At 67.0% G+C, this 19,527-nt stretch carries 18 protein-coding genes and 1 tRNA gene; 10 read left to right on the forward strand and 9 right to left on the reverse strand.

Features of this window, described 5'->3' with window-relative positions:
• Positions 1–28: 28 nt before the first annotated feature.
• Complete coding sequence (locus tag MICSW_RS10545; RefSeq protein ID WP_375236551.1) at positions 29–658, reverse strand: 50S ribosomal protein L25/general stress protein Ctc; 630 nt, start codon at positions 656–658, stop codon at positions 29–31.
• Positions 659–894: 236 nt separating this feature from the next.
• On the opposite strand from MICSW_RS10545, the gene MICSW_RS10550 reads away from it, so the two are divergent.
• A complete protein-coding gene (locus MICSW_RS10550; protein ID WP_292736217.1) occupies positions 895–1,020 on the forward strand; it encodes a hypothetical protein in 126 nt (41 codons plus the stop codon).
• Positions 1,021–1,079: 59 nt separating this feature from the next.
• Positions 1,080–2,555, forward strand: a complete 1,476-nt coding sequence (gene gndA, locus MICSW_RS10555) for an NADP-dependent phosphogluconate dehydrogenase (RefSeq protein WP_464495692.1) — start codon at positions 1,080–1,082, stop codon at positions 2,553–2,555.
• Positions 2,556–2,623: 68 nt separating this feature from the next.
• Here the strand turns inward: gndA and MICSW_RS10560 are convergent, their stop codons facing one another.
• Together MICSW_RS10560 and MICSW_RS10565 are read right to left on the reverse strand one after the other, a co-directional pair.
• Positions 2,624–3,343, reverse strand: a complete 720-nt coding sequence (locus MICSW_RS10560; RefSeq protein WP_464495694.1) for an ABC transporter ATP-binding protein — start codon at positions 3,341–3,343, stop codon at positions 2,624–2,626.
• 67 nt (positions 3,344–3,410) lie between these two features.
• On the reverse strand, positions 3,411–4,865 hold the full coding sequence (locus MICSW_RS10565) for an ABC transporter permease (RefSeq protein WP_464495697.1): 1,455 nt from the start codon (positions 4,863–4,865) through the stop codon (positions 3,411–3,413).
• 191 nt (positions 4,866–5,056) lie between these two features.
• Between MICSW_RS10565 and MICSW_RS10570 the strand changes: the two genes are divergently transcribed.
• Entirely contained in the window at positions 5,057–5,788 is a 732-nt protein-coding gene (locus MICSW_RS10570; RefSeq protein ID WP_292725743.1) for a response regulator transcription factor, read from the forward strand.
• Entirely contained in the window at positions 5,785–7,323 is a 1,539-nt protein-coding gene (locus MICSW_RS10575; RefSeq protein ID WP_464495701.1) for a sensor histidine kinase, read from the forward strand. Before MICSW_RS10570 ends, MICSW_RS10575 begins: the two co-directional genes overlap by 4 nt.
• Here the strand turns inward: MICSW_RS10575 and MICSW_RS10580 are convergent.
• The 6 genes from MICSW_RS10580 to MICSW_RS10605 all read right to left on the reverse strand — a co-directional run bounded on the left by MICSW_RS10580 (position 7,317) and on the right by MICSW_RS10605 (position 12,903).
• The gene (locus MICSW_RS10580; RefSeq protein WP_464495704.1) at positions 7,317–8,891 is read right to left on the reverse strand and encodes an FAD-dependent oxidoreductase; all 1,575 of its coding nucleotides are present in this window, start codon (positions 8,889–8,891) and stop codon (positions 7,317–7,319) included. The genes MICSW_RS10575 and MICSW_RS10580 overlap by 7 nt on opposite strands.
• Positions 8,888–9,787 carry an FAD:protein FMN transferase gene (locus MICSW_RS10585; protein ID WP_464495706.1) on the reverse strand — a complete coding sequence of 300 codons (900 nt, stop codon included), beginning with the start codon at positions 9,785–9,787 and terminating at the stop codon, positions 8,888–8,890. Before MICSW_RS10585 ends, MICSW_RS10580 begins: the two co-directional genes overlap by 4 nt.
• 13 nt (positions 9,788–9,800) lie before the next feature.
• Positions 9,801–10,262, reverse strand: coding sequence for an FMN-binding protein (locus MICSW_RS10590; protein ID WP_292736170.1), 462 nt, complete (start codon positions 10,260–10,262; stop codon positions 9,801–9,803).
• A 92-nt stretch (positions 10,263–10,354) separates the two neighbouring features.
• Positions 10,355–11,389: a ribose-phosphate diphosphokinase gene (locus MICSW_RS10595; protein ID WP_228177003.1), complete on the reverse strand. Its 1,035-nt coding sequence runs from the start codon at positions 11,387–11,389 to the stop codon at positions 10,355–10,357.
• Complete coding sequence (gene glmU / locus MICSW_RS10600; RefSeq protein ID WP_464495710.1) at positions 11,364–12,830, reverse strand: bifunctional UDP-N-acetylglucosamine diphosphorylase/glucosamine-1-phosphate N-acetyltransferase GlmU; 1,467 nt, start codon at positions 12,828–12,830, stop codon at positions 11,364–11,366. Before glmU ends, MICSW_RS10595 begins: the two co-directional genes overlap by 26 nt.
• 1 nt (position 12,831) lies before the next feature.
• Positions 12,832–12,903, reverse strand: a tRNA-Gln gene (locus MICSW_RS10605).
• 84 nt (positions 12,904–12,987) lie between these two features.
• On the opposite strand from MICSW_RS10605, the gene MICSW_RS10610 reads away from it, so the two are divergent.
• From MICSW_RS10610 to MICSW_RS10635, 6 genes are all read left to right on the forward strand, one after another.
• A complete protein-coding gene (locus MICSW_RS10610) occupies positions 12,988–13,485 on the forward strand; it encodes a MarR family winged helix-turn-helix transcriptional regulator (protein WP_292736167.1) in 498 nt (165 codons plus the stop codon).
• On the forward strand, positions 13,478–14,038 hold the full coding sequence (locus tag MICSW_RS10615; RefSeq protein ID WP_292736164.1) for a hypothetical protein: 561 nt from the start codon (positions 13,478–13,480) through the stop codon (positions 14,036–14,038). The genes MICSW_RS10610 and MICSW_RS10615 overlap by 8 nt, the downstream gene beginning before the upstream one ends.
• A gap of 67 nt (positions 14,039–14,105) precedes the next feature.
• Complete coding sequence (locus tag MICSW_RS10620) at positions 14,106–15,422, forward strand: GNAT family N-acetyltransferase (protein WP_292736161.1); 1,317 nt, start codon at positions 14,106–14,108, stop codon at positions 15,420–15,422.
• A gap of 39 nt (positions 15,423–15,461) precedes the next feature.
• A complete protein-coding gene (locus MICSW_RS10625; protein ID WP_464495718.1) occupies positions 15,462–17,279 on the forward strand; it encodes an ABC-F family ATP-binding cassette domain-containing protein in 1,818 nt (605 codons plus the stop codon).
• Between the two features lie 204 nt (positions 17,280–17,483).
• Positions 17,484–19,169, forward strand: a complete 1,686-nt coding sequence (locus tag MICSW_RS10630; RefSeq protein ID WP_464495719.1) for an FAD-dependent oxidoreductase — start codon at positions 17,484–17,486, stop codon at positions 19,167–19,169.
• Positions 19,169–19,456: a metal-sensitive transcriptional regulator gene (locus tag MICSW_RS10635; RefSeq protein WP_374197992.1), complete on the forward strand. Its 288-nt coding sequence runs from the start codon at positions 19,169–19,171 to the stop codon at positions 19,454–19,456. Before MICSW_RS10630 ends, MICSW_RS10635 begins: the two co-directional genes overlap by 1 nt.
• Positions 19,457–19,527 lie beyond the last annotated feature (71 nt).

The following is a 19,527-nucleotide window of genomic DNA, read 5'->3' on the forward strand; positions in this document are numbered from 1 at the left end:
GCCCTCCCGGCTCGATCAGCCCGTCGGATTACTCCGACTCGGTCGCAGCATCCTCGTCAGCGTCTGCGGCGTCAGTGGCAGCCTCGTCCTCAGCAGCCTCGTCAGCGGCTGCGGCAGCGGGCACCGAGACAGCAACGACGAGAACCTCGGGGTCGGTGACGAGAGTCGCACCCCGGGGAAGCGTCAGTTCGCCGGCCGTGATGCGGGCGCCCTCTTCGAGGCCCTCGACGTCGACCTCGACGTGCTCGGGGATGTGGGTGGCGTCCACTGCGAGCGACACGCTCGTGGCGTCGAGGTTGACGATGGTTCCCGAGAAGGACTCACCGACGACGACAACGGGAACGTCGACCTGGACCTTCTCGCCCTTCTTGATGACGACGAGGTCGATGTGCTCGATGATCTGGTTCACCGGGTCCTTCTGGACGTCCTTGACCAGCGCGAGCTGGGACTTGCCGGCGATGTCGAGCTCGATCAGTGCGTTCGCGCGACGCACGAGCAGCAGCATCTGGTGGCCGGGCAGCGCGACGTGCACCGGGTCGGTGCCGTGGCCGTAGAGAACGGCGGGGATCTTGCCGGCGGCGCGCAGACGGCGGGCGAAGCCCTTACCGAAGTTCTCGCGGAGTTCGGCGTGGACGGTGGTGTCTTCAGACATGTGCATTCTCCTTGGGCAGGGACCGGGTGGTGATCTCAGCCCGGACATCAGGGGTTCGACTCAACCGCGAGCGCGTGAGGAACCCGATGAGACCGCACACCCCCGTCGATAACGGATGCTGTGAGCAGTGCTGGGCGCACGCGCGAGCATCCCTCGCCGAAGTACAGTCCGCAAGTCTACCAGCGGCCCCGGTACGATGGTGACGGGCCGCGACGGGCCCGCTTTCCCGAGAGCAAGGACGAATGATGGACGCCCAGGTCACCTCGAACATTCTCGTCGCCGTGATCGGCATCCTCACCCTCGGCACCCTCGTCGGTGTCGTTGCGGCCTTCTGGTCGATGGGGCGTTCGGCCTACCGCAAGGAGTGATCCGCGTCGTTCCCTTAGGCTGACTGCGGCAACCACCCGCAGACGCCCAGGGAGTGAACGTGACGGATCCGGCAGCGACAAGCACTGCGACAGCGAATATCGGAGTCGTGGGACTCGCGGTCATGGGGTCCAACCTCGCGCGCAACCTCGCAAGCCGTGAAGGCAACACCGTCGCGATCTTCAACCGCAGCGCGGAGAAGACCGAGCACCTGGTCGCGGAACATCCCGAAGCCGGGTTCGTCGCCACGTACTCGTACGAGGAGTTCGCCGCCTCACTGACCACGCCGCGCACCGCGATCATCATGGTCAAGGCCGGCGCCGGCACGGATGCCGTCATCAACGAGCTCCTGCGCGTCTTCGAGCCCGGCGACATCATCGTCGACGGCGGCAACGCCCTGTTCACCGACACCATTCGCCGCGAGAAGGCGGTCCGCGAGACGGGCATCAACTTCGTCGGTATGGGCGTTTCCGGCGGTGAGGAAGGCGCTCTCCTCGGCCCGTCGCTGATGCCCGGCGGCTCGGACGAGTCGTGGGTCACGCTCGGCCCCATCCTGAAGTCCATCGCTGCGGTCGCCGAGGGCGAGCCGTGCGTCACCCACATCGGCCACGACGGCGCTGGCCACTTCGTGAAGATGGTGCACAACGGCATCGAGTACGCAGACATGCAGGTGATCGCCGAGGCCTACGACCTCATCCGTCACGCGACCGGCTACTCCCCCGCTCAGATCGCCGACGTGTTCGCCGAGTGGAACCGCGGCGAGCTCGAGTCGTACCTGATCGAGATCACCGCCGAGGTGCTGCGCCAGACGGATGCAGACACCGGAGCACCGCTCGTTGACGTCGTCCTGGACCAGGCCGGCGCGAAGGGTACTGGCGGGTGGACTGCCCAGACAGCGATCGATCTGGGCGTGCCGGCATCGGGCATCGCCGAAGCCGTGTTCGCTCGCTCGCTTTCGTCGCACCCTGAGCAGCGCTCGACCGCGGGCGTTCTGCCGGGGCCCGACGCGGATGCCGAAACGTCCTTCGCAGACGACCCTGAGGCGTTCATCGAAAAGGTTCGTCGGGCACTCTACGCCTCGAAGATCGTTGCCTACTCGCAAGGGTTCGACATCATTCGTGCGGGCGCCGCGCACTACGGCTGGAACATCAACCTCGGTCAGGTCGCGGCGATCTGGCGCGGCGGCTGCATCATCCGTGCCCGTTTCCTCAATCGCATCACCGAGGCATATGCCGAGACTTCGGATCTGCCCGTCCTGATGACGGCGCCGTTCTTCGTCGGCGCGCTCGCCACCGCTCAAGACGCATGGCGGGACGTCGTCGCGCACGCAGCCGCCACGGGGCTTCCGGCTCCCGTGTTCTCCTCGTCGCTTGCCTACTACGACGGCCTACGGGCCGCGCGTCTGCCGGCTTCTCTCATCCAGGGACAGCGCGACTTCTTCGGTGCGCACACGTACAAGCGCATCGACCGCGAGGGCACGTTCCACACGCTGTGGTCGGGGGATCGCAGCGAAATCGAAGCCGTCGACACTCACTGACCTCCGCGAACCCCGAGGGGCCGTGACCGACTCAGCCTCGGTCACGGCCCCTCGTTCGCGCAACATCGTCAGATCTCGCGGACGCTCCCCTTCTCAAGGCGTAGGCGCCGATGAGCGCGGCGCGCGACTGCCGAGTCGTGCGTCACCACGATGAGGGTGAGGCCGTCTCGGTTGAGCCCTTCCAGCAGCTCGAGGATCTCGTCGCGCATGTGCTCATCCAGGTTTCCGGTCGGCTCATCGGCCAGGAGCACGCGCGGGCGCTTGGCGATTGCACGGGCGATCGCGACGCGCTGCTGCTGCCCACCCGAGAGCTCGCCCGGCAGGTGATCGGCGCGTTCTGCCAAGCCCACCTGGGCAAGGGCCTCGGTGACCCGGCTGTGGCGGTCGGTGCCGCTCAGCCCGAGCGGCTCGAGGCCCATGTCGACGTTCTCGTGCGCTGTGAGGGTGGGGATCAGATTGAACCCCTGGAACACGAAACCCACCTCGGTGGCTCGGACGTGTTCGAGTGTGGCGTTCGAGGCTTTCGCAAGATCGACCTCGCCGAGTTTGACGACACCGGAGGTCGGCCGATCGAGCGCGCCCAGCATCTGCAGGAGGGTGGACTTCCCGCCACCCGTCGGGCCCTGGATGGTGACGAACTCGCCCTCGCGGATCTCGAGATCGACGCCCGCCAGAGCGCGGACATTCCGGTTCTTCTGCTGGTACTCGCGAATCACCGCTTGCAACGCGTAGATCGGCGATGGCGCTGACGATTCGATGGATGCCGTCGCGGGTTCCGTCATGCTCATGGGATTCTCCTGTTCGTTCGTGACACTTTCGTTCGTGACACTTTCGTTCGTGACTGTGTTCATGTCCCTAGCCGACCGACCGCAGTGCTTCCGCGGGGCTCAGCCGGGCGGCTCGCCAGCCTCCGAAGGCACCGGCGATCAGGCCGCCGGCGATGGCAATTCCGACCGCTGCGGCGACGACCCACAGCGTGATCGGCGCGTGAAGGACGACATCCGCCGCCGCCTGCTGCGCCATTCCGCCGAAGCCTCCGCCCATCGGACCGCCCCCTTGACCGGGCCCCGCCTGACCGGTGGATGCGGCTGTCGACGAGATCGTCGGCGAGATCAGGTTGATGATCCAGATACCCGCAAGTCCGACCGCCAGGCCGATCGCACCGCCGATCAGACCCTGGATCACCGATTCGCCGGCGACCTGCCCGACGACCCGGCCATTGGACCATCCGATCGCCTTGAGCGTTCCGAACTCGCGCGTGCGTCGTGTCACGCCCGAGATCGTGAAGAGCACCGCCAATGCCAGCGCGACAGCGAGCACGAGGATCGACAGCCACGTACCGAGGTTCGTGATCAGCGACGAGGCGCTCGCGAGTGACGACGAGACTGTCGATGCCAGGTCCGACTGGGAGCTGACGGTGGCGCCGGCAACGCTGTCTTCGATTTCCGCTTGTACGGCATCGATCTGGTTGGCCGAGGTCGCCTGGACATAGACCGTCGACACGACGTCGTCGAGACCGGCCAGTGACTGTGCGACATCGAGCGGGATGTATACGTTGGCCGCCGTGTCGGCGTCGCTGGAGGTCGAGGCGATGAGTCCGACGACCTCGACCTCGGAGCCACCGACATCGATCGTGTCCCCGACAGAGATCTCGTTGGTGGTCGCATAGCTCGCGTCGACGACCGCGACCAGTTCTCCGGCGTCGCCAGCTGCCAGCGCGCGGCCCTCCGAAACTTCGACCGCCGAGAGCGGCCCGACAGCGGTGTCATCGGGGTCGATTCCAAGGACGGTGAACGAGGCCAGATCGAAGGCGCTGCCGCCGGCACCGTCAGGACCGCCTGCCGGAGGCTCCCCCGACTCGCCCGGGCCGCCCTGCTGCATCTGCGACCTGTCAGGCATCTCACCACTGAACGTGATGTTCGTGAGCGAAAGCGCGCCGGATGCTGCAGCAACGCCGTCGAGGGATGCAACACTCTCGACGGTCGAAGCATCCAGCGTCCCGCGCATGAAGTCGGCTGTGAGGCGCGACTGCGACACCGAGGTGGTGCCGTCGGTGGTTTCGCCTGCCTCACTGTCGAACTCGAAGCGCTGACCACCGCCCTCTCCCGGCTCTGCGGCGGCGCCGGTGACCGTCAGGTCGGTTCCGACGCCGTAGACGGATTCGAGCGCTTGCGCCTGTGCGTCCCGGACTCCCGCAGAGAGAGCGTTGACGACGATGACGAGAGCGATCGCGACGGCAAGGCCCACCGCCACGATGATCGTCTGCTTCTTGCGTCCAGCGAGTTCGCGACGCAGGTAGGTCCAATACATGGGTCTCCTTCAGCTCCGGATTGCAGCCTTCGGCACGAAGGTAGGGATGGTGTTGATGAGCCCGAAAAGGGATCTCTATGCCGAACCTATGGATCGCGCGCCGCACGAGACAGCGGAGTGGGCGTGATCTTCACAGACGGCGCATAGCTGGCTCCATAGGAAACCCATAGCTGGAGCATCACAATGAGTCCATGACATCTCCGGCTCCCGCCCTGCGCCGACCCGACGGCGCGGCTGTTCGCATCCTCGTCGTCGACGACGAACAGATGCTCACCGACCTGCTCTCTATGGCCCTGCGTATGGAGGGCTGGGATGTTCGAACCGCGGCATCCGGATTCGAAGCCCTGCAGGCCGTCCGCGATTTCGAGCCCGACGCGATGGTGCTCGACATCATGATGCCCGACCTCGACGGCATGGCTGTGCTGCATCGCCTGCGCCAGTCTGGCAACGACGTGCCGGTGCTGTTCCTCACCGCGAAGGATGCCGTCGCCGACCGGGTCGCGGGGCTCACCGCGGGCGGCGATGACTACGTGACCAAGCCGTTCAGCCTCGAAGAAGTCGTCGCGCGACTTCGCGGTCTGATGCGCCGCGCCGGAACGGCTACCCAGAGCGAGGAGGAGCCGATCCTGCGAGTGGGCGACCTCTCACTGAACGAGGACAGCCATGAGGTGGAGCGCGGGGGCGACGAGATCGAACTCACCGCAACCGAGTTCGAACTGCTGCGCTATCTGATGCGCAACCAGCGTCGCGTGGTCTCGAAGGCGCAGATCCTGGATCGCGTCTGGAACTACGACTTCGGCGGCAGATCCAGCGTCGTGGAACTCTACATCTCCTACCTGCGCAAGAAGATCGACCAAGGCAAGGAGCCACTCATCCATACCGTGCGTGGCGTCGGCTACATGATCAAGGCGCCGACACAGTGACGGATTCTCATCGAGGCGGATGGCGACCATGGGGCCTCGAGGGGCGCCTGGTCGTCACGATCGTCGCGGTCGTGGCCCTGATCTTCGCCACAGTCAGCATCGCCACGGGCGCGATCCTCGGCTCGATTCTGCAGTCGAACCTCGACAACGAGGTCACCGAAGCCACGGCCAAGGCGCTGCGAACGGTACACGATGCACCCCAAGTAGCCGCGGGGACCGAGGATGCCGCCGCGCTCCTGGCCTCGGGACCCTTCGAGCCGGGCTTTCTCATCGTTATCGAGTCAGCCTTCGGCTCCGTCACGGGTGGCTACATCGACGCCGACGGAACCGCGTCGTCCCTGAACGACTCTCAGGTCGCCCAGATCGTGCAGCAGCTGGGCCAGCCGGGCGAGGGCGGCCCCGTCCGCGAGATAACGATCGACGGTGTCGGCACCTACCGGATGCTCGCACTCGGCGGCGGGAGCTTCGCGATCGCATCGGGCCTGCCGGTCAGCCAGGTGACCGAAACGCTCGCGCAGATCGCAACGACCGTCGCCCTGCTGACAGCGGGGGGTCTTGTGCTTCTCGGGCTCGCCGTCACGGTCATCGTGCGACGGAGTCTGCGGCCGCTTCGCGTGGTAGCTGACACCGCCGAGCGTGTTGCGAGTGTTCCCATGGCTGAGGGCGAGGTCTCGATCGCTGATCGCGTTCCGGCATCCGAAACCGATGAACGCACCGAGATCGGTCGGGTCGGTCACGCGTTGAACACACTCCTGGATCACGTCGACGCGTCGCTGGAAGCCCGCCAGCGTAACGAAGAGCGGATGCGTCGGTTCGTCGCCGACGCGAGCCATGAACTGCGCACGCCGCTGGCCTCGATCCGCGGATACTCCGAACTCTCGCTGCGCGATCCACAGCTGAGCGAGACTACCGAGTCGGCCCTGTCCAGAATCCAGGCGCAGTCGCTGCGGATGACGCGGCTCGTCGAAGACCTGCTGCTTCTCGCGCGTCTCGACGAGGGCCAAGAGCTCGTCTACGGGGTGGTCGATCTCACGCAGCTCGCCGTTGAAGCGCTCGGCGATGCGCAAGTCGCCGGTCCCGAGCACGTCTGGCTGCTGGAGGTCGATGAGGAGCCGGTGACCGTTCCCGGCGACTCCGCTCGGCTGCAGCAGGTGGTCGTAAACATGCTTGCGAACGCGCGGACCCACACACCCGCGGGAACCGAGGTCACACTATCGGTCGGCCGAGAGAGCTCACCGGCCGCGGGCGGGCCAGCCACGGATGCTGCGGTCATCCGTGTCCATGACAACGGACCGGGGATCGAGCCTGCCATCGCCGACGAACTGTTCGAGAGGTTCTCACGCGCCGACAGATCACGAGCCCGGCAAACCGGTGGCACCGGGCTGGGTCTGTCGATCGCGCGGGCCATCGTCCACGCTCACCACGGTGAGATCTCGGTGGAGAGCAGGCCCGGAGACACCACGTTCACGGTGCGGCTTCCGCTTCCGACGCACGCCGACCGGACTGGCCCCGCGGCACGGGCTGCAGCTCAGTAGCCGCTGAAGGCGTCAGTCGTCACCGACTTCGCCCGCTCGAGGGCCGGCGCGAGGTCGGCGATCAGTCGCGGCGGCCCCGAGATGGCAGCGTGCCGGGCGTGCAGGTCGGGAACGACCTGCAGCAGACCTGGTGCGTCGAGGCGCACTCCGCGCGCCCACTGCCAATTCTGTGGCAGTGGGCCCGGGTCATCGCGCGTGAAGACCACGACGGGGACGCCGGATGCCGCGATGTCGTCGCGGAAAGCCAACTCGGCAGCCTCGGAGGCTACGTACACCAGAACGATGTCGCGGTGCTGCCCACTCGCTTGCAGATGCCGCAGCTGCGACACGAACGGGGTGATACCGATTCCGGCGGCGACCATGAGGAGGGGGGTTTCGGCCCGGTTCGGGAGCACGAAGTCTCCCCAGATGCCGGTGACTGCCAGGGATGCCCCGGCATCGACCTCCGCCAGCGCGCGCTTGTAGGAGCTGGGCGCGGGGCCGCCGGAGCCTGCCGGGTACTCCCGGAACGCGATACGGATCGCGGGAAGGTCTTCGGGGGCCGACGCGATGCTGAACTCCCGGCGCGTGCCGCGCGCATCCGGCCTGCGGTGCGGGACGTCAAGCTCAAGGTACTGCCCGGGGAGGAAGTGGATGCGGCGCTTGGCGGTGAAGGTCAGCATTCGTACCGTCGGGGTGATCATCTCGCGCGAGTCAAGGGTCAGCCGAACAGCAGCCCGCACCGAGAACGCGAAGGCAACCAGGTTCCCCACCAACAGGGCACGCTCCTGTCCCAGGGTGATTTCGCCGAGCGAGATCGGCCACCCGGCGAGGACACCGACGACACCGGCGACAAGGAACTGCTGCCACCGCCGGGGTGGGAGGGTGAGCGGCTCCGACAGCATGAACACGCCGAGGAAGAGGAACGGCGAGGACCACAGCAGCGACCAGAAGATCGTCAGCGCATCGACGGCGAGCCCGGCAGTCTGGTACTGGATCGAGGTGCGCGCGAAGCCGACCGCGACGGCGACAAGCAGGAACACCAGAACCATGCGGATCTTCTCGGTGCGCCACAGCACCGCCAGACCGAGAATGACGACGGGAGCTGCGAGAACCGGCGTTCCCACCCACCACGCCGATGCGCCGAGCGCCGGAATCCAGATGCTCACGATCGTGAGAACTCCAGCGCCCACCGCGGCAGGGTTGAAGATGTGGCGGCCCCGCCAGGCCAACAGATACTTGGATGCCGCGGCCACGGCTCCTGCCAGCGCGACACCGACCAGAGCGACCGGTTCGAGAGTGGGCCGCAGGACGAACAGCAGGATGAACGCGGTGATCACCGAGGACTCAAGCCGAAGCGACTGCCCGATGATCCGGTGCGCAACGACATCGACGATGCCGCACGCGACAGCAAGCACCGCGAGGGTCGCGAGCAGCTCCAGGGGGCTGGGTGCCACGAGGCCGAAGAATGAGACTCCGAACGCAACGACGGTCAGGCCGAGCAGCGCCAGGAAGACCATGCGATACATCGAGACCTTGCCGAGCACCGCGAACACGCGGTTCCAACCTGCGGTCAACCATCCGATCATGTGAACAACTCTGCCCTACACCGCTCCGTCCCGAATCCGGGAGACCATTCGACGCGGCCGACCGTCGTCATCCGCACCCACTCGACGCCCCACCGATACGCGAGCTCCGCGCCCCCCTCGAAGAACAACGCGGTTGCCGCAGCGTCAGCCACCATCGCGGTGGGGGCTACAGCCCAGGTCGCCGCGACGGTTCGAACCGACACACCGGTGCGCGCGTCGAGCACGTGGTGAAGACCATCGCCCCAAGCCCGCCGGTTCGTCGCCGAGGCGCACAGCGCGGCATCCTCGAGGTCGACGACACCGATGATCCGCGTCGGGTCGTACGGATGCTCAAGGCCGATCCGCTCACGCACACCCGAGCAGCGCACGTCGCCACCGGCATCGACAGTGAGGGCGCCCTGCTTCTGCCCCTCGAGGTGATCCAGAACGAGATCGACGAGGCGACCCTTTCCGATCGCGCCGACGTCGATGAGAGCCGGTTGCGAGAGCGTCAGCGCGCCGTCGTCGATGGAGACAACTCGCCGCCAGTCGGCTGGGGCGTTGACAGGGGCGCTCTGGCGGAGCGAATAGGACCTGTCGTAGCCGAGCGCTTCGAGCGAGACCCCGACGAGCGGGTTCACCGCCCCACCCGTTGCAGCATCAAGGTCCGCGTAGATCGCGAACATCGCCTCGGCGTCGGCGGGTAGCGGACGGGAACCCCCGGACGCGAGAGCGCTGACGGTTGAGTCCTCGCGAAAGCGCGACCACTCGCGGTCGAACTCGTCGATCATGACGAGGACGGCGGCGCGTTCGTCGTCAGTGAGGGGCTCGTGAGTATCGATCGCCCACTGCGTTCCGATCGCCTCGAAACGCCAGCCCGGGCGCGGCCCCCCGGCGACGCGGGCTTCGTCACCCATTGGACCGACAGGATCAGGCAGCGGCCTCGGCCTTGATGAGCTCGACAGCCTGCATGAATCCACCGCTCGTCAGCGAGGATCCCGACACTCGGCTGACCGAAACGTCATCGAGGCTCTTGCCCACCACCTCGTCGGTGATCCCGCCGATGAACTGGGACTGGTATTGCTCGGATTCGCGGGCCTGCGGGTCGCCGGTGACCTCAACGTCGGTGACGGTGTCGTCTGCAATCGTGAGGGTAACCGTGACCGTCTCAACAGATTCAGGCGTCGCGTAGGACCCCTCCGCCGTGTACGTGCCGTCGGCATAGCCGCCGGACGAGCTCGATCCCGAACCCGCGTCAGTTCTTCCGGCATCCGTCTGTGCGGAGCCGGTGTCGGCGGCTGTGGTCGCGCCGCACCCGGCAAGGCTGAGAGCGCCGGCAACACCCACGAGGGCGACGCCCACGCGTACGGGGCGGGAGGGGGTGCGAATCATGAGCAGTCCTTCCTAGAGGTCGTCTCCGCCATCTTTGCTTTCATGCCTATGCATAGGCTTTGAGGCGGCGACGAACGCGGAGAGATCTCGGCTCAGGCGGCGCCGTCGAACATGCTGGTGACCGAGCCGTCCTCGAAGACCTCGCGGATCGCACGCGCCAGCAGCGGTGCGATCGGGAGCACAGTGAGGGTCTCCCAGCGCTTGCGGTCGGGGATCGGGATCGTGTCGGTCACCACGACCTCATCGATTGCCGCATCCTGGAGCCGTTCGCTGGCCGGGTCGCTGAAGACCGCGTGGGTCGCGGCGACGATGACGCGCTCGGCGCCGTTCTTCTTCAGCGCCTGCGCGGCCTTCACGATCGTGCCACCCGTGTCGATCATGTCGTCGACGAGAAGACAGACACGACCGTCGACCTGGCCGACGATCTCGCTGACCGTGACCTGGTTGGCGACGTTCGGATCGCGACGCTTGTGGATGATCGCCAGCGGTGCGCCCAGGCTGTCCGACCAGGTGTCGGCAACGCGCACACGTCCGGTATCCGGCGAGACGACGGTGAGTTTGGCGCGGTCCTCGGGCGAGAGGTTCTCTTCGAAGTACTCCAGCAGCACCGGCTTGGCGAAGAGGTGATCGACAGGCCCGTCAAAAAACCCTTGGATCTGGGCGGCGTGCAAATCGACGCTCATCACCCGGTCGGCGCCGGCAGTCTTGACGAGGTCGGCGACCAGACGCGCGCTGATCGGCTCACGCCCGCGACCCTTCTTGTCTTGGCGGGAGTACGGGAAGTACGGCGCGACAACGGTGATCCGCTTCGCGGACGCCCGCTTGGCGGCATCCAGCATGATGAGCAGCTCCATCATCCACTCGTTCACGGGCGGACCGAAGGACTGGATGAGGAACAGGTCGCACCCGCGGATCGAGACCTCGAAGCGGGTCAGGATCTCGCCGGAAGCAAACGTGCGGTACTCCGTCGGGACGAGATTCGTGCCGAGCGCCGTCGCGACATCGTCCGCGAGGCTCGGGTGCGAACGGCCGGATGCAACGACCAGGCGCTTCTTGGTCTTGGCGACCAGACCGGGAGCGATACCGCTATCCCTGTCGAGATCAACCGTCTTGTTCTTGCTCGCCATCGTCCGCTTCCTGTGCGGACCGGGCCCGCGCGGCGACCTCGGCGGCGGCTGTTCCCGGTCTGTTGTTCTCGACCCATCCCTCGATGTTGCGCTGAGGGGCAACGCTCAGAGCCAGCGCACCGGGAGGGACATCCTTGCGGATGACGGCACCGGCACCGGTCTTCGCACCGTCTCCGATCCTAACGGGCGCGACAAAGACGTTGTGCGACCCGGAGTGGACCTCGTCACCGATCTCGGTGCGGTGCTTGGCGAGATCGTCGTAGTTGGCCGTGATCGCCCCGGCGCCGAGGTTGACGCCGCGCCCGATTGTGGTGTCGCCGATGTAGGACAGGTGCGGAACCTTGCTCCGCTCACCGATCGTGGAGTTCTTTATCTCGACGAACGTACCGACCTTGCTCTGGGCGTCCAGCGTCGCACCCGGGCGCAGGTAGGCGAACGGGCCGACAGTGGCGCCGCGGCCGATGACGGCCAACGTCGCGTCGGTGCGGGTGACCGTCGCGTTCTCCCCCACCTCGCAGTCGACGAGCGACGTGTCGGGTCCGATCGTCGCCCCGCGCTCGACAGTTGTTGCGCGCAGGACGTGCGTGTTCGGCAGGACCGTGACGTCGGGAGCGAGCGTGGCTGTCACGTCGATCCAGGTCGTGGCCGGATCCAGGATCGTCGCACCCTCGAGCTGCCAGCGACGGACGGTCCGCGCATTGAGCGCGCGGGCCGCTTCCGACAGCTGCACCCGGTCGTTCACGCCGAGCGCGTCCTGCGCCGCCGGAGCGTTGGATGCCGCGACGACCTCGCCCGCGGTGCGGAGGATGCCGATGACGTCAGTCAGGTACTTCTCGCCCTGCGCGTTGGCCGTGCCCACTGAGGCAAGGCTCGTGCGCAACTGCGCGGCGCGGAACACATAGATTCCGGTGTTGATCTCCCGCACCGAGAGCTCGTCGGGCGACGCATCCTTCTGCTCGACGATGCGTTCGACCGCCCCGTCGGCACCACGGATGACGCGGCCGTAACCCGTGGCGTCGTCGAGCGTCGCGCACAGCAGCGTGGCGCATGCAGCCGCAGCGCGGTGACGCGCGAGCAGCCCCTCGACGACGCTGACCTCGACCAGGGGCACATCGGCGCTGAGCACCAGCACGTCGCCGTCGAAGCCGTCGAGCGCGGCCAGGGCCAGTTCCACGGCGCGACCGGTGCCGGGGATCTCGTCCTGGTCGACGACATCAACTCCCGGAAGCAGGCCGGTCACGGCATCCGCCACCACATCCCGCTCGTGACGGACCACGACCACCGCACGCTCCGGCGCCAGTGCCGATGCGGTGCGCAACACGTGGCCGATCAGCGGAAGCCCACCGATCTGATGAAGGACCTTCGGCGTGGCGGACTTCATCCGCGTCCCCTGGCCTGCCGCCAGAATGACGACGGCGACGGGGGTTGGGTTCTCAGCCATGCTCCGCCGCCAGGACTCGAACCTAGACTTCACAGCTCCAAAGGCTGTCGTGCTGCCATTACACCACGGCGGACCGGCGCGTAACGCGGCCGCGAACCAGTCTGCCAGAGGACGAGTCGGCCGGGATAATGGCCCCATCAGTCGAGATAATGGCTCAGTGTCCGCAGAATCCGACGAAGTCGACCGCATCGTCGGTGCCTGGAGTGCCCAGCGGCCCGACTTGGACTTCTCTCCACTCGAAGTTCTCTCGCGGGTGGACCGCCTTTCCCGCCACCTCGACCGGGCACGCCGCGAGGCCTTCCGCCGTTCCGAGCTCGAGCCGTGGGAGTGGGATGTGCTGTCGGCACTGCGACGGGCGGGCGAGCCGTTCCAGCTGAGCCCGAAACAGCTGCTGCAGCAGACACTCGTGTCCTCGGGCACGATGACCAACCGCGTCGACAGGCTCGTCGGTCGCCGGCTTGTGCGGCGTGAGTCCGATCCGGGCGACGGACGCGGCATCCTGGTGACCCTCACCGACGAGGGACGAACCCGTGTGGATGCCGCCATCACCCGTCTCGTGGACGCTGAAGCGGTGCTGCTCGAAAGCCTCTCCCGCGCCGACCGTGACCGCCTCGCAGCCCTGCTGCGCAAACTCTCCCTGGGGTTCGATGTCTGACACAGAAGACGGATTCATGGACGCCGGTTCGCCCGAGACTCCCGCCACCGGAAATCGCGATGGGGCGAGAACAGGGGGCTGGCACGACTGGTTCGATGTCCGGTTTCGAACACCGGCTGCGGTGTACGGACTCATCGTCTACTCGGCGCTCTTGATGATCACGTCCGATTACGAGACCGATGTGGCCGAAGTGGTCGTGTCATCGGTAGCCACGCTCATCGTGTTCTTCATTGCCCACGTCTTCGCCTATACGCTCGCCGACCACGGCAAGCATCCGCTGGGCACAGCCACACGCTACGCGTTGACACACTCGGCTGGAATGCTGTGGGCAGCAGTGCCGCCCACGCTTGCCATGGTGATCGCCGGGGCCGCGGGGAGGACCGCGGATGACGCGTCGGCCTATGCGCTGTGGGTCACGATGCTGGTGCTCGCGTTCCTCGGCTACGTCGCCTATTCCCGCACGGGCGCCGGAATCGCCAAGCGCATCCTTGGTGCCACCGGAACCGCCTTTCTCGGCGCCTTCGTCGCGATCCTCGAGTACGCCTTCCACTGAGCACCGGCTCGCTGGAGCGACGGGGCGGGCGGCATGCGGTGTCGCACTGTCCGCGTAGCGTGGGGGCATGATGAGTGACGACCAGCAGCCATTTCACGACGCGCCACTTGACGCCGCGATGTCGGAAGCTCTCGCCAACCAGGGCCTGCGCATCGAGCAGATCGACAACGCCACGAGGGTGCAGAACGATCCGTGGTTGTCCGCGGTCGCTCGCGGGTTTCTCGAAGACGAGCCGGTCGAGGTTCGCCGCGAAGCCTTCGTCGGACACACCGCTCACCGCCGCAAGCTCGGCGTCTACGATGCCACCTGCCCGCAGCCCGAGATTCCGGTCGCGACGTTTGCGTCATGGCCCACCGAACTCACCGTCCCCGGTGGCACCGTCCAAGCCAGCGCCGTCAGCTCGGTGACCGTTGCACCGACGCACCGGCGGCGCGGCATCCTTCGTTCTGTGATGGCGGGGGAGCTGCGAACCGCCGCCTCGCTCGGGCTGCCGGTGGCAGCGCTGACCGTCAGCGAGTCGACCATCTACGGCCGGTTCGGGTTCGGTGCGGCAGCCGCCGCTGCGAACTGGGAGATCCGCACGCGGCGTGCCGGGTGGATCGGACCCGAGGCACCGGGGCGCGTGGACTTCGTTTCCCGCGACCAGGCGCGAGAGGTCGCCGAAGCCCTGCACGAGCGCGTGCGCGTCACCTCCCCCGGCGAGATCGCTCTTCCCGGAGGACATCTCAATCGGTTCTTCGGCACGAGCCCCGATGCCGAGAAGGCCGAGCGGCTGCGCACCATCCAGTACCGCTCGCCCGCGGGTGAGGTTGATGGGCTTGCGGTCTACCGCGTGGTCGAGAACCCCGACGACTTCAGCGAGTCGACGCTCGAGCTGTCGTGGCTGCTCGCCGCGACCGACGATGCGTACGCGGGCCTGTGGCGGTTCCTCCTCGAGATGGATCTCATCGCGCTTCTGCGCGCATCAGAACTCGGCCTCGACGAGCCCCTATGGTGGATGATCGCCGACCAGCGGGCCGCGAAGATCACCGTGACCGACCATCAATACGTGCGCATCCTCGACGTACCGGCAGCTCTCACGAGCCGACGCTTCGGCGCCGCGGACACCATCGCCCTCGAGGTTGACGACTCGCTGGGGATCGCGGGTGGCACGTTCATCGCGACGACGGATGCCGAGGGTCGCGCGACAGTTGAGGCAGTCGATGCTCCCCCGGCCGGTGTTCCCCTGCTGCGGCTCGGCGTACGCGAGCTGTCGTCGCTGTTCCTGGGAGGCGTGTCGGTGTCGACCCTGGCCCGTGCCGGTCGAGTCGAAGCTGACGATCCGACGCGGATCGCACGCGTTTTCCAGACCGTCGAGTCCCCCCGATTGAGCTTCTGGTACTGACGCGCGGCTGAACCCCGCGCGGCGCCTAGCCTGGAAGGGATGGCACATCTTCTCGGCGCTGAGTCGCTGCACCTCGAGTTCCCCACGAAAGTGGTTTTCGATTCCGTGACCCTCGGCATCGCCGAAGGTGACCGAATCGGGATCGTCGGACGAAACGGCGACGGCAAGTCGAGCCTGCTCGCCATGATCGCCGGCCGCCTCGAACCGGATGCCGGCAAGGTCACCGTCCGTGGCGGCACCCGCATCGGTGTCGTCGACCAGCAGGACACCCTCGATGACAACCAGACGGTGGGACGAGCGATCGTCGGCGACCTCGACGAGCACGAGTGGGCAGGCGACGCCCGCATCCGTGACGTCCTCGCCGGGCTGGTCACGGACCTGGACTGGAAAGCTCCCCTCTCGACCCTGTCGGGCGGTCAACGGCGCCGCGTCGCCCTCGCAGCAGTGCTCATCGGCGACTGGGACGTCCTGATCCTGGACGAACCGACGAACCACCTCGACGTGGAGGGGATCGCGTGGCTCGCCGCACATCTCAAGAAGCGGTGGACAGCGAACGCCGGGGCGCTGCTGGTTGTGACCCACGACCGGTGGTTCCTCGACGAGGTGTGCACCCTCACATGGGAGGTGCACGACCGGATCGTCGAACCGTTCGAGGGCGGCTATGCGGCCTATATCCTGCAGCGCGTCGAACGCGATCGCCAGGCTGCCGCCATCGAGGCACGTCGACAGAACCTCGCGCGCAAGGAACTAGCCTGGCTGCGCCGCGGCGCCCCGGCACGAACCTCCAAGCCGAAGTTCCGCATCGATGCGGCCAACGCGCTGATCGCGGATGTCCCCGAGATCCGCAACTCCACCGAACTGCAGTCGCTGGCAGTCACCCGCCTTGGCAAAGACGTGGTCGATCTGCTGGATGCCTCGGTGAGTTTCGATGGCCGCGAGATCCTCCGAGACATCGAGTGGCGCATCGCGCCGGGCGAGCGGACCGGAATCCTTGGCGTCAACGGCGCCGGGAAGTCTACCCTTCTCGGGCTCGTCGACGGCAGCGTCTCTCCCACGGGCGGCCGGGTCAAGCGGGGAAAGACCGTGCGGGTGGCAACCCTCACGCAGCGTCTCGACGAACTCGAGCAGCACCTGGCCGACCCTGTACGTGTCGTGATCGGTGGGCTCCGCACCAGCTACACGATCGGTTCCGGCTCGAAAGCGCAAGAACTCACCCCAGGCCAACTGCTTGAACGGCTCGGCTTCTCATCCGCGCAGCTCTCGACTCCCGTGCGCGACCTCTCGGGAGGGCAAAAGCGCCGCCTGCAGCTGCTGTTGATCCTGCTGGACCAGCCGAACGTTCTCATCCTGGACGAACCGACCAACGACCTCGATACCGACATGCTCGCGGCGATGGAAGACCTCCTCGACTCGTGGCCGGGCACTCTGCTGGTCGTCTCCCACGACCGGTACTTCCTGGAGCGCGTCACCGACCAGCAGTACGCGATCCTCCCCGGACCCGGCGGCGCGGGACGACTACGGCACCTCCCCGGCGGGGTGGACGAGTACCTCCGGCTGCGAGAGCAGACCACGGATGCCGGACCTGACCGATCGGGCGCCGCGTCGGCAGCCCAGCAGACGTCGGAACCGGGGCTGTCGGGCGCCGATCTGCGCGCCGCACAGAAGGAGCTGAGCGCGATCGAACGCAAGTTGGAGCGACTGACCCAGCGCACCGCCGAGATCCACGAGCGGATGGCAGCGCACGACCAGAGCGACTTCGCGGGTCTGACGCGCCTCGGCGATGAACTCCGCGAGGTCGAAACAGAGACCGCCTCTCTCGAGGAGCGGTGGTTCGAGCTCACCGAGCTCGCAACCTAGCCCCCTCCTCCAGCCGAGTTGTCCCTCCTCGAGCCGAGTTGTCCCTCGTCGAGCCGAGTTGTCCCTCGTCGAGCCGAGTTGTCCCTCGTCGAGCCGAGTTGTCCCTCGCTGGCACGAGGTGGCTCTCGTGATGCGGTCAGCTTGCCCCCCGTATACCCCCTGGGGTATGCTCACTGCATCTCTTCTCCAGAAAGTGAGTGCTCCATGCGCATCGTCATCGTAGGCGGCGTGGCCGCCGGGATGAGCGCGGCCGCCCGCGCCCGCCGTCACGACGAGTCAGCCGAGATCATTGTGCTCGAACGCGGCCCCGAGGTCTCGTTCGCGAACTGCGGCCTTCCGTACCACGTCGGCGGCGAGATCCCCCACGAGGGGTCGCTGCTTCTGCACACGCCCGAGACCCTGCGCGCAAGCCTCAACCTGGACGTGCGGACCGGGCACGATGTGACAGCGATCGACACGGCCGCGAAGGCTGTCACTGTCGCCTCGACCTCCGGCGTCGAAGACCTCAGCTACGACGCGCTCATCCTCGCGCCGGGCGCCGTCGCCATTCGGCCGCCCCTCCCCGGGCTCGACTCCCCGCGAGTGCGGACGCTTCGCACCGTGGCGGACGCCGTGACCCTCAAGAAGTGGGTCGATGACGGCGCCACGCGCGGCGTCGTGCTCGGCGCCGGGTTCATCGGACTCGAGGCCGCCGAGGCCCTGCGCCATCGCGGGCTCGAGGTCGACGTCGTCGAGCTTGCCCCGCATGTTCTCCCGCCGCTCGAGCGCGAGATGGCCTCGGTCGTGACGACACAGCTGCGAAATCTCGGCATCCGGGTCCACGCCGGTGTCGCCGCCGAGAGCGTCGAGGTCGGCGACGATGAGGATGTCGTCGTCCTCGCGGATGGCACCCGCATCCCGACCGACCTCGTGGTCCTCTCGGTCGGCGTTCGCCCCGACACCGCGTTCGTGGAGACTGCAGGAATCGAGACGGCTCGAGGCGCGATTGTCGTCGACGATCGCGGACGCACCTCCGCTGAGGGAGTCTGGGCCGCCGGCGACGCGGTCATCAGCACGGATGCCGTCACAGGCGTCCAGCGCCCCGTGCCCCTCGCCGGCCCCGCCAACCGCGCCGGTCGGCTCATCGCCGACGACATCTTCGGCATGGCTGGCGGCCGGCCCATCCCCCAGCCCGTCGGCACTGCCATCGTGCGCGTCGGCGAGATCACGGCAGCGATGACCGGGGCGAACCGTGCGAGCCTGGATGCCGCGGGAATCGACTACACGACGATCCACCTGCACCCGATGCAGCACGCCGGCTACTTTCCTGGAGCCTCGACCGTGCACCTGATCGTGCATGTCTCGACGGACGATGGACGAGTCCTTGGAGCGCAGGCCGTGGGTTATGAAGGAGTCGACAAGCGCATCGATGTTCTCGCGACCGCGATCCGTGCCGGCCTGCCGGCGACCGACCTCATGGATCTCGACCTTGCCTACTCGCCGCCGTACGGTCAAGCCAAAGACGCCGTGAATCTCGTCGGGATGGTCGCCGAAAACGTCGAGAACGGGCGGCTGAAGCTCTGGTATGCCGACAAGCTCGACCAGATGCGGGAATCCGCACTGATCCTCGACGTCCGAACTCCGCGCGAATACAGCAGCGGCCACATCGAGGGGTCGCTGAACATTCCACACACCGAACTTCGTGAGCGCATCGACGAGGTACGTGAGGCAGCGCAGGGCCGCCCGATCGCAGCGCTGTGCGCGGCGGGCGTCCGATCGAACATCGCTTACCGCATCCTGGTAGGAAACGGCTTTGACGCGTTCTCCCTGTCGGGTGGGACGCAGACCCTTCGCCAGTGGTGGGGCGATCAGGCCGCCAGCATTCTTGTCAGAGAAGAGGTCCACGCATGATGATCACCGGCACCCCCGAGGAGCAGGCTGCAACACGCAAGCGCATCACCAACCGGCTCAAGCGCGCACAGGGTCAGCTGAACGCTGTCATCGCTTCGGTTGAGGCCGGTGACACGTGCCGCGACATCGTGACGCAACTGTCTGCCGTCACGAGCGCTCTCGACCGCGCCGGGTTCGCCATCATCTCGGCGGCGATGCGCGACTGCGTCGCCGACCCGGACGGCACCGCCGAGGCCGAGGGCCTGACGCAGGAGGAGCTCGAGAAGCTCTTCCTGTCGCTCGCCTGAGCCGCATCCCCGAACACTCATCGCTCGGACCGTCACGGTGACGGACCGCCATTTGTGCTGCCCGCGCAGCC

This window comes from Microbacterium sp. SW12, assembly GCF_055391095.1.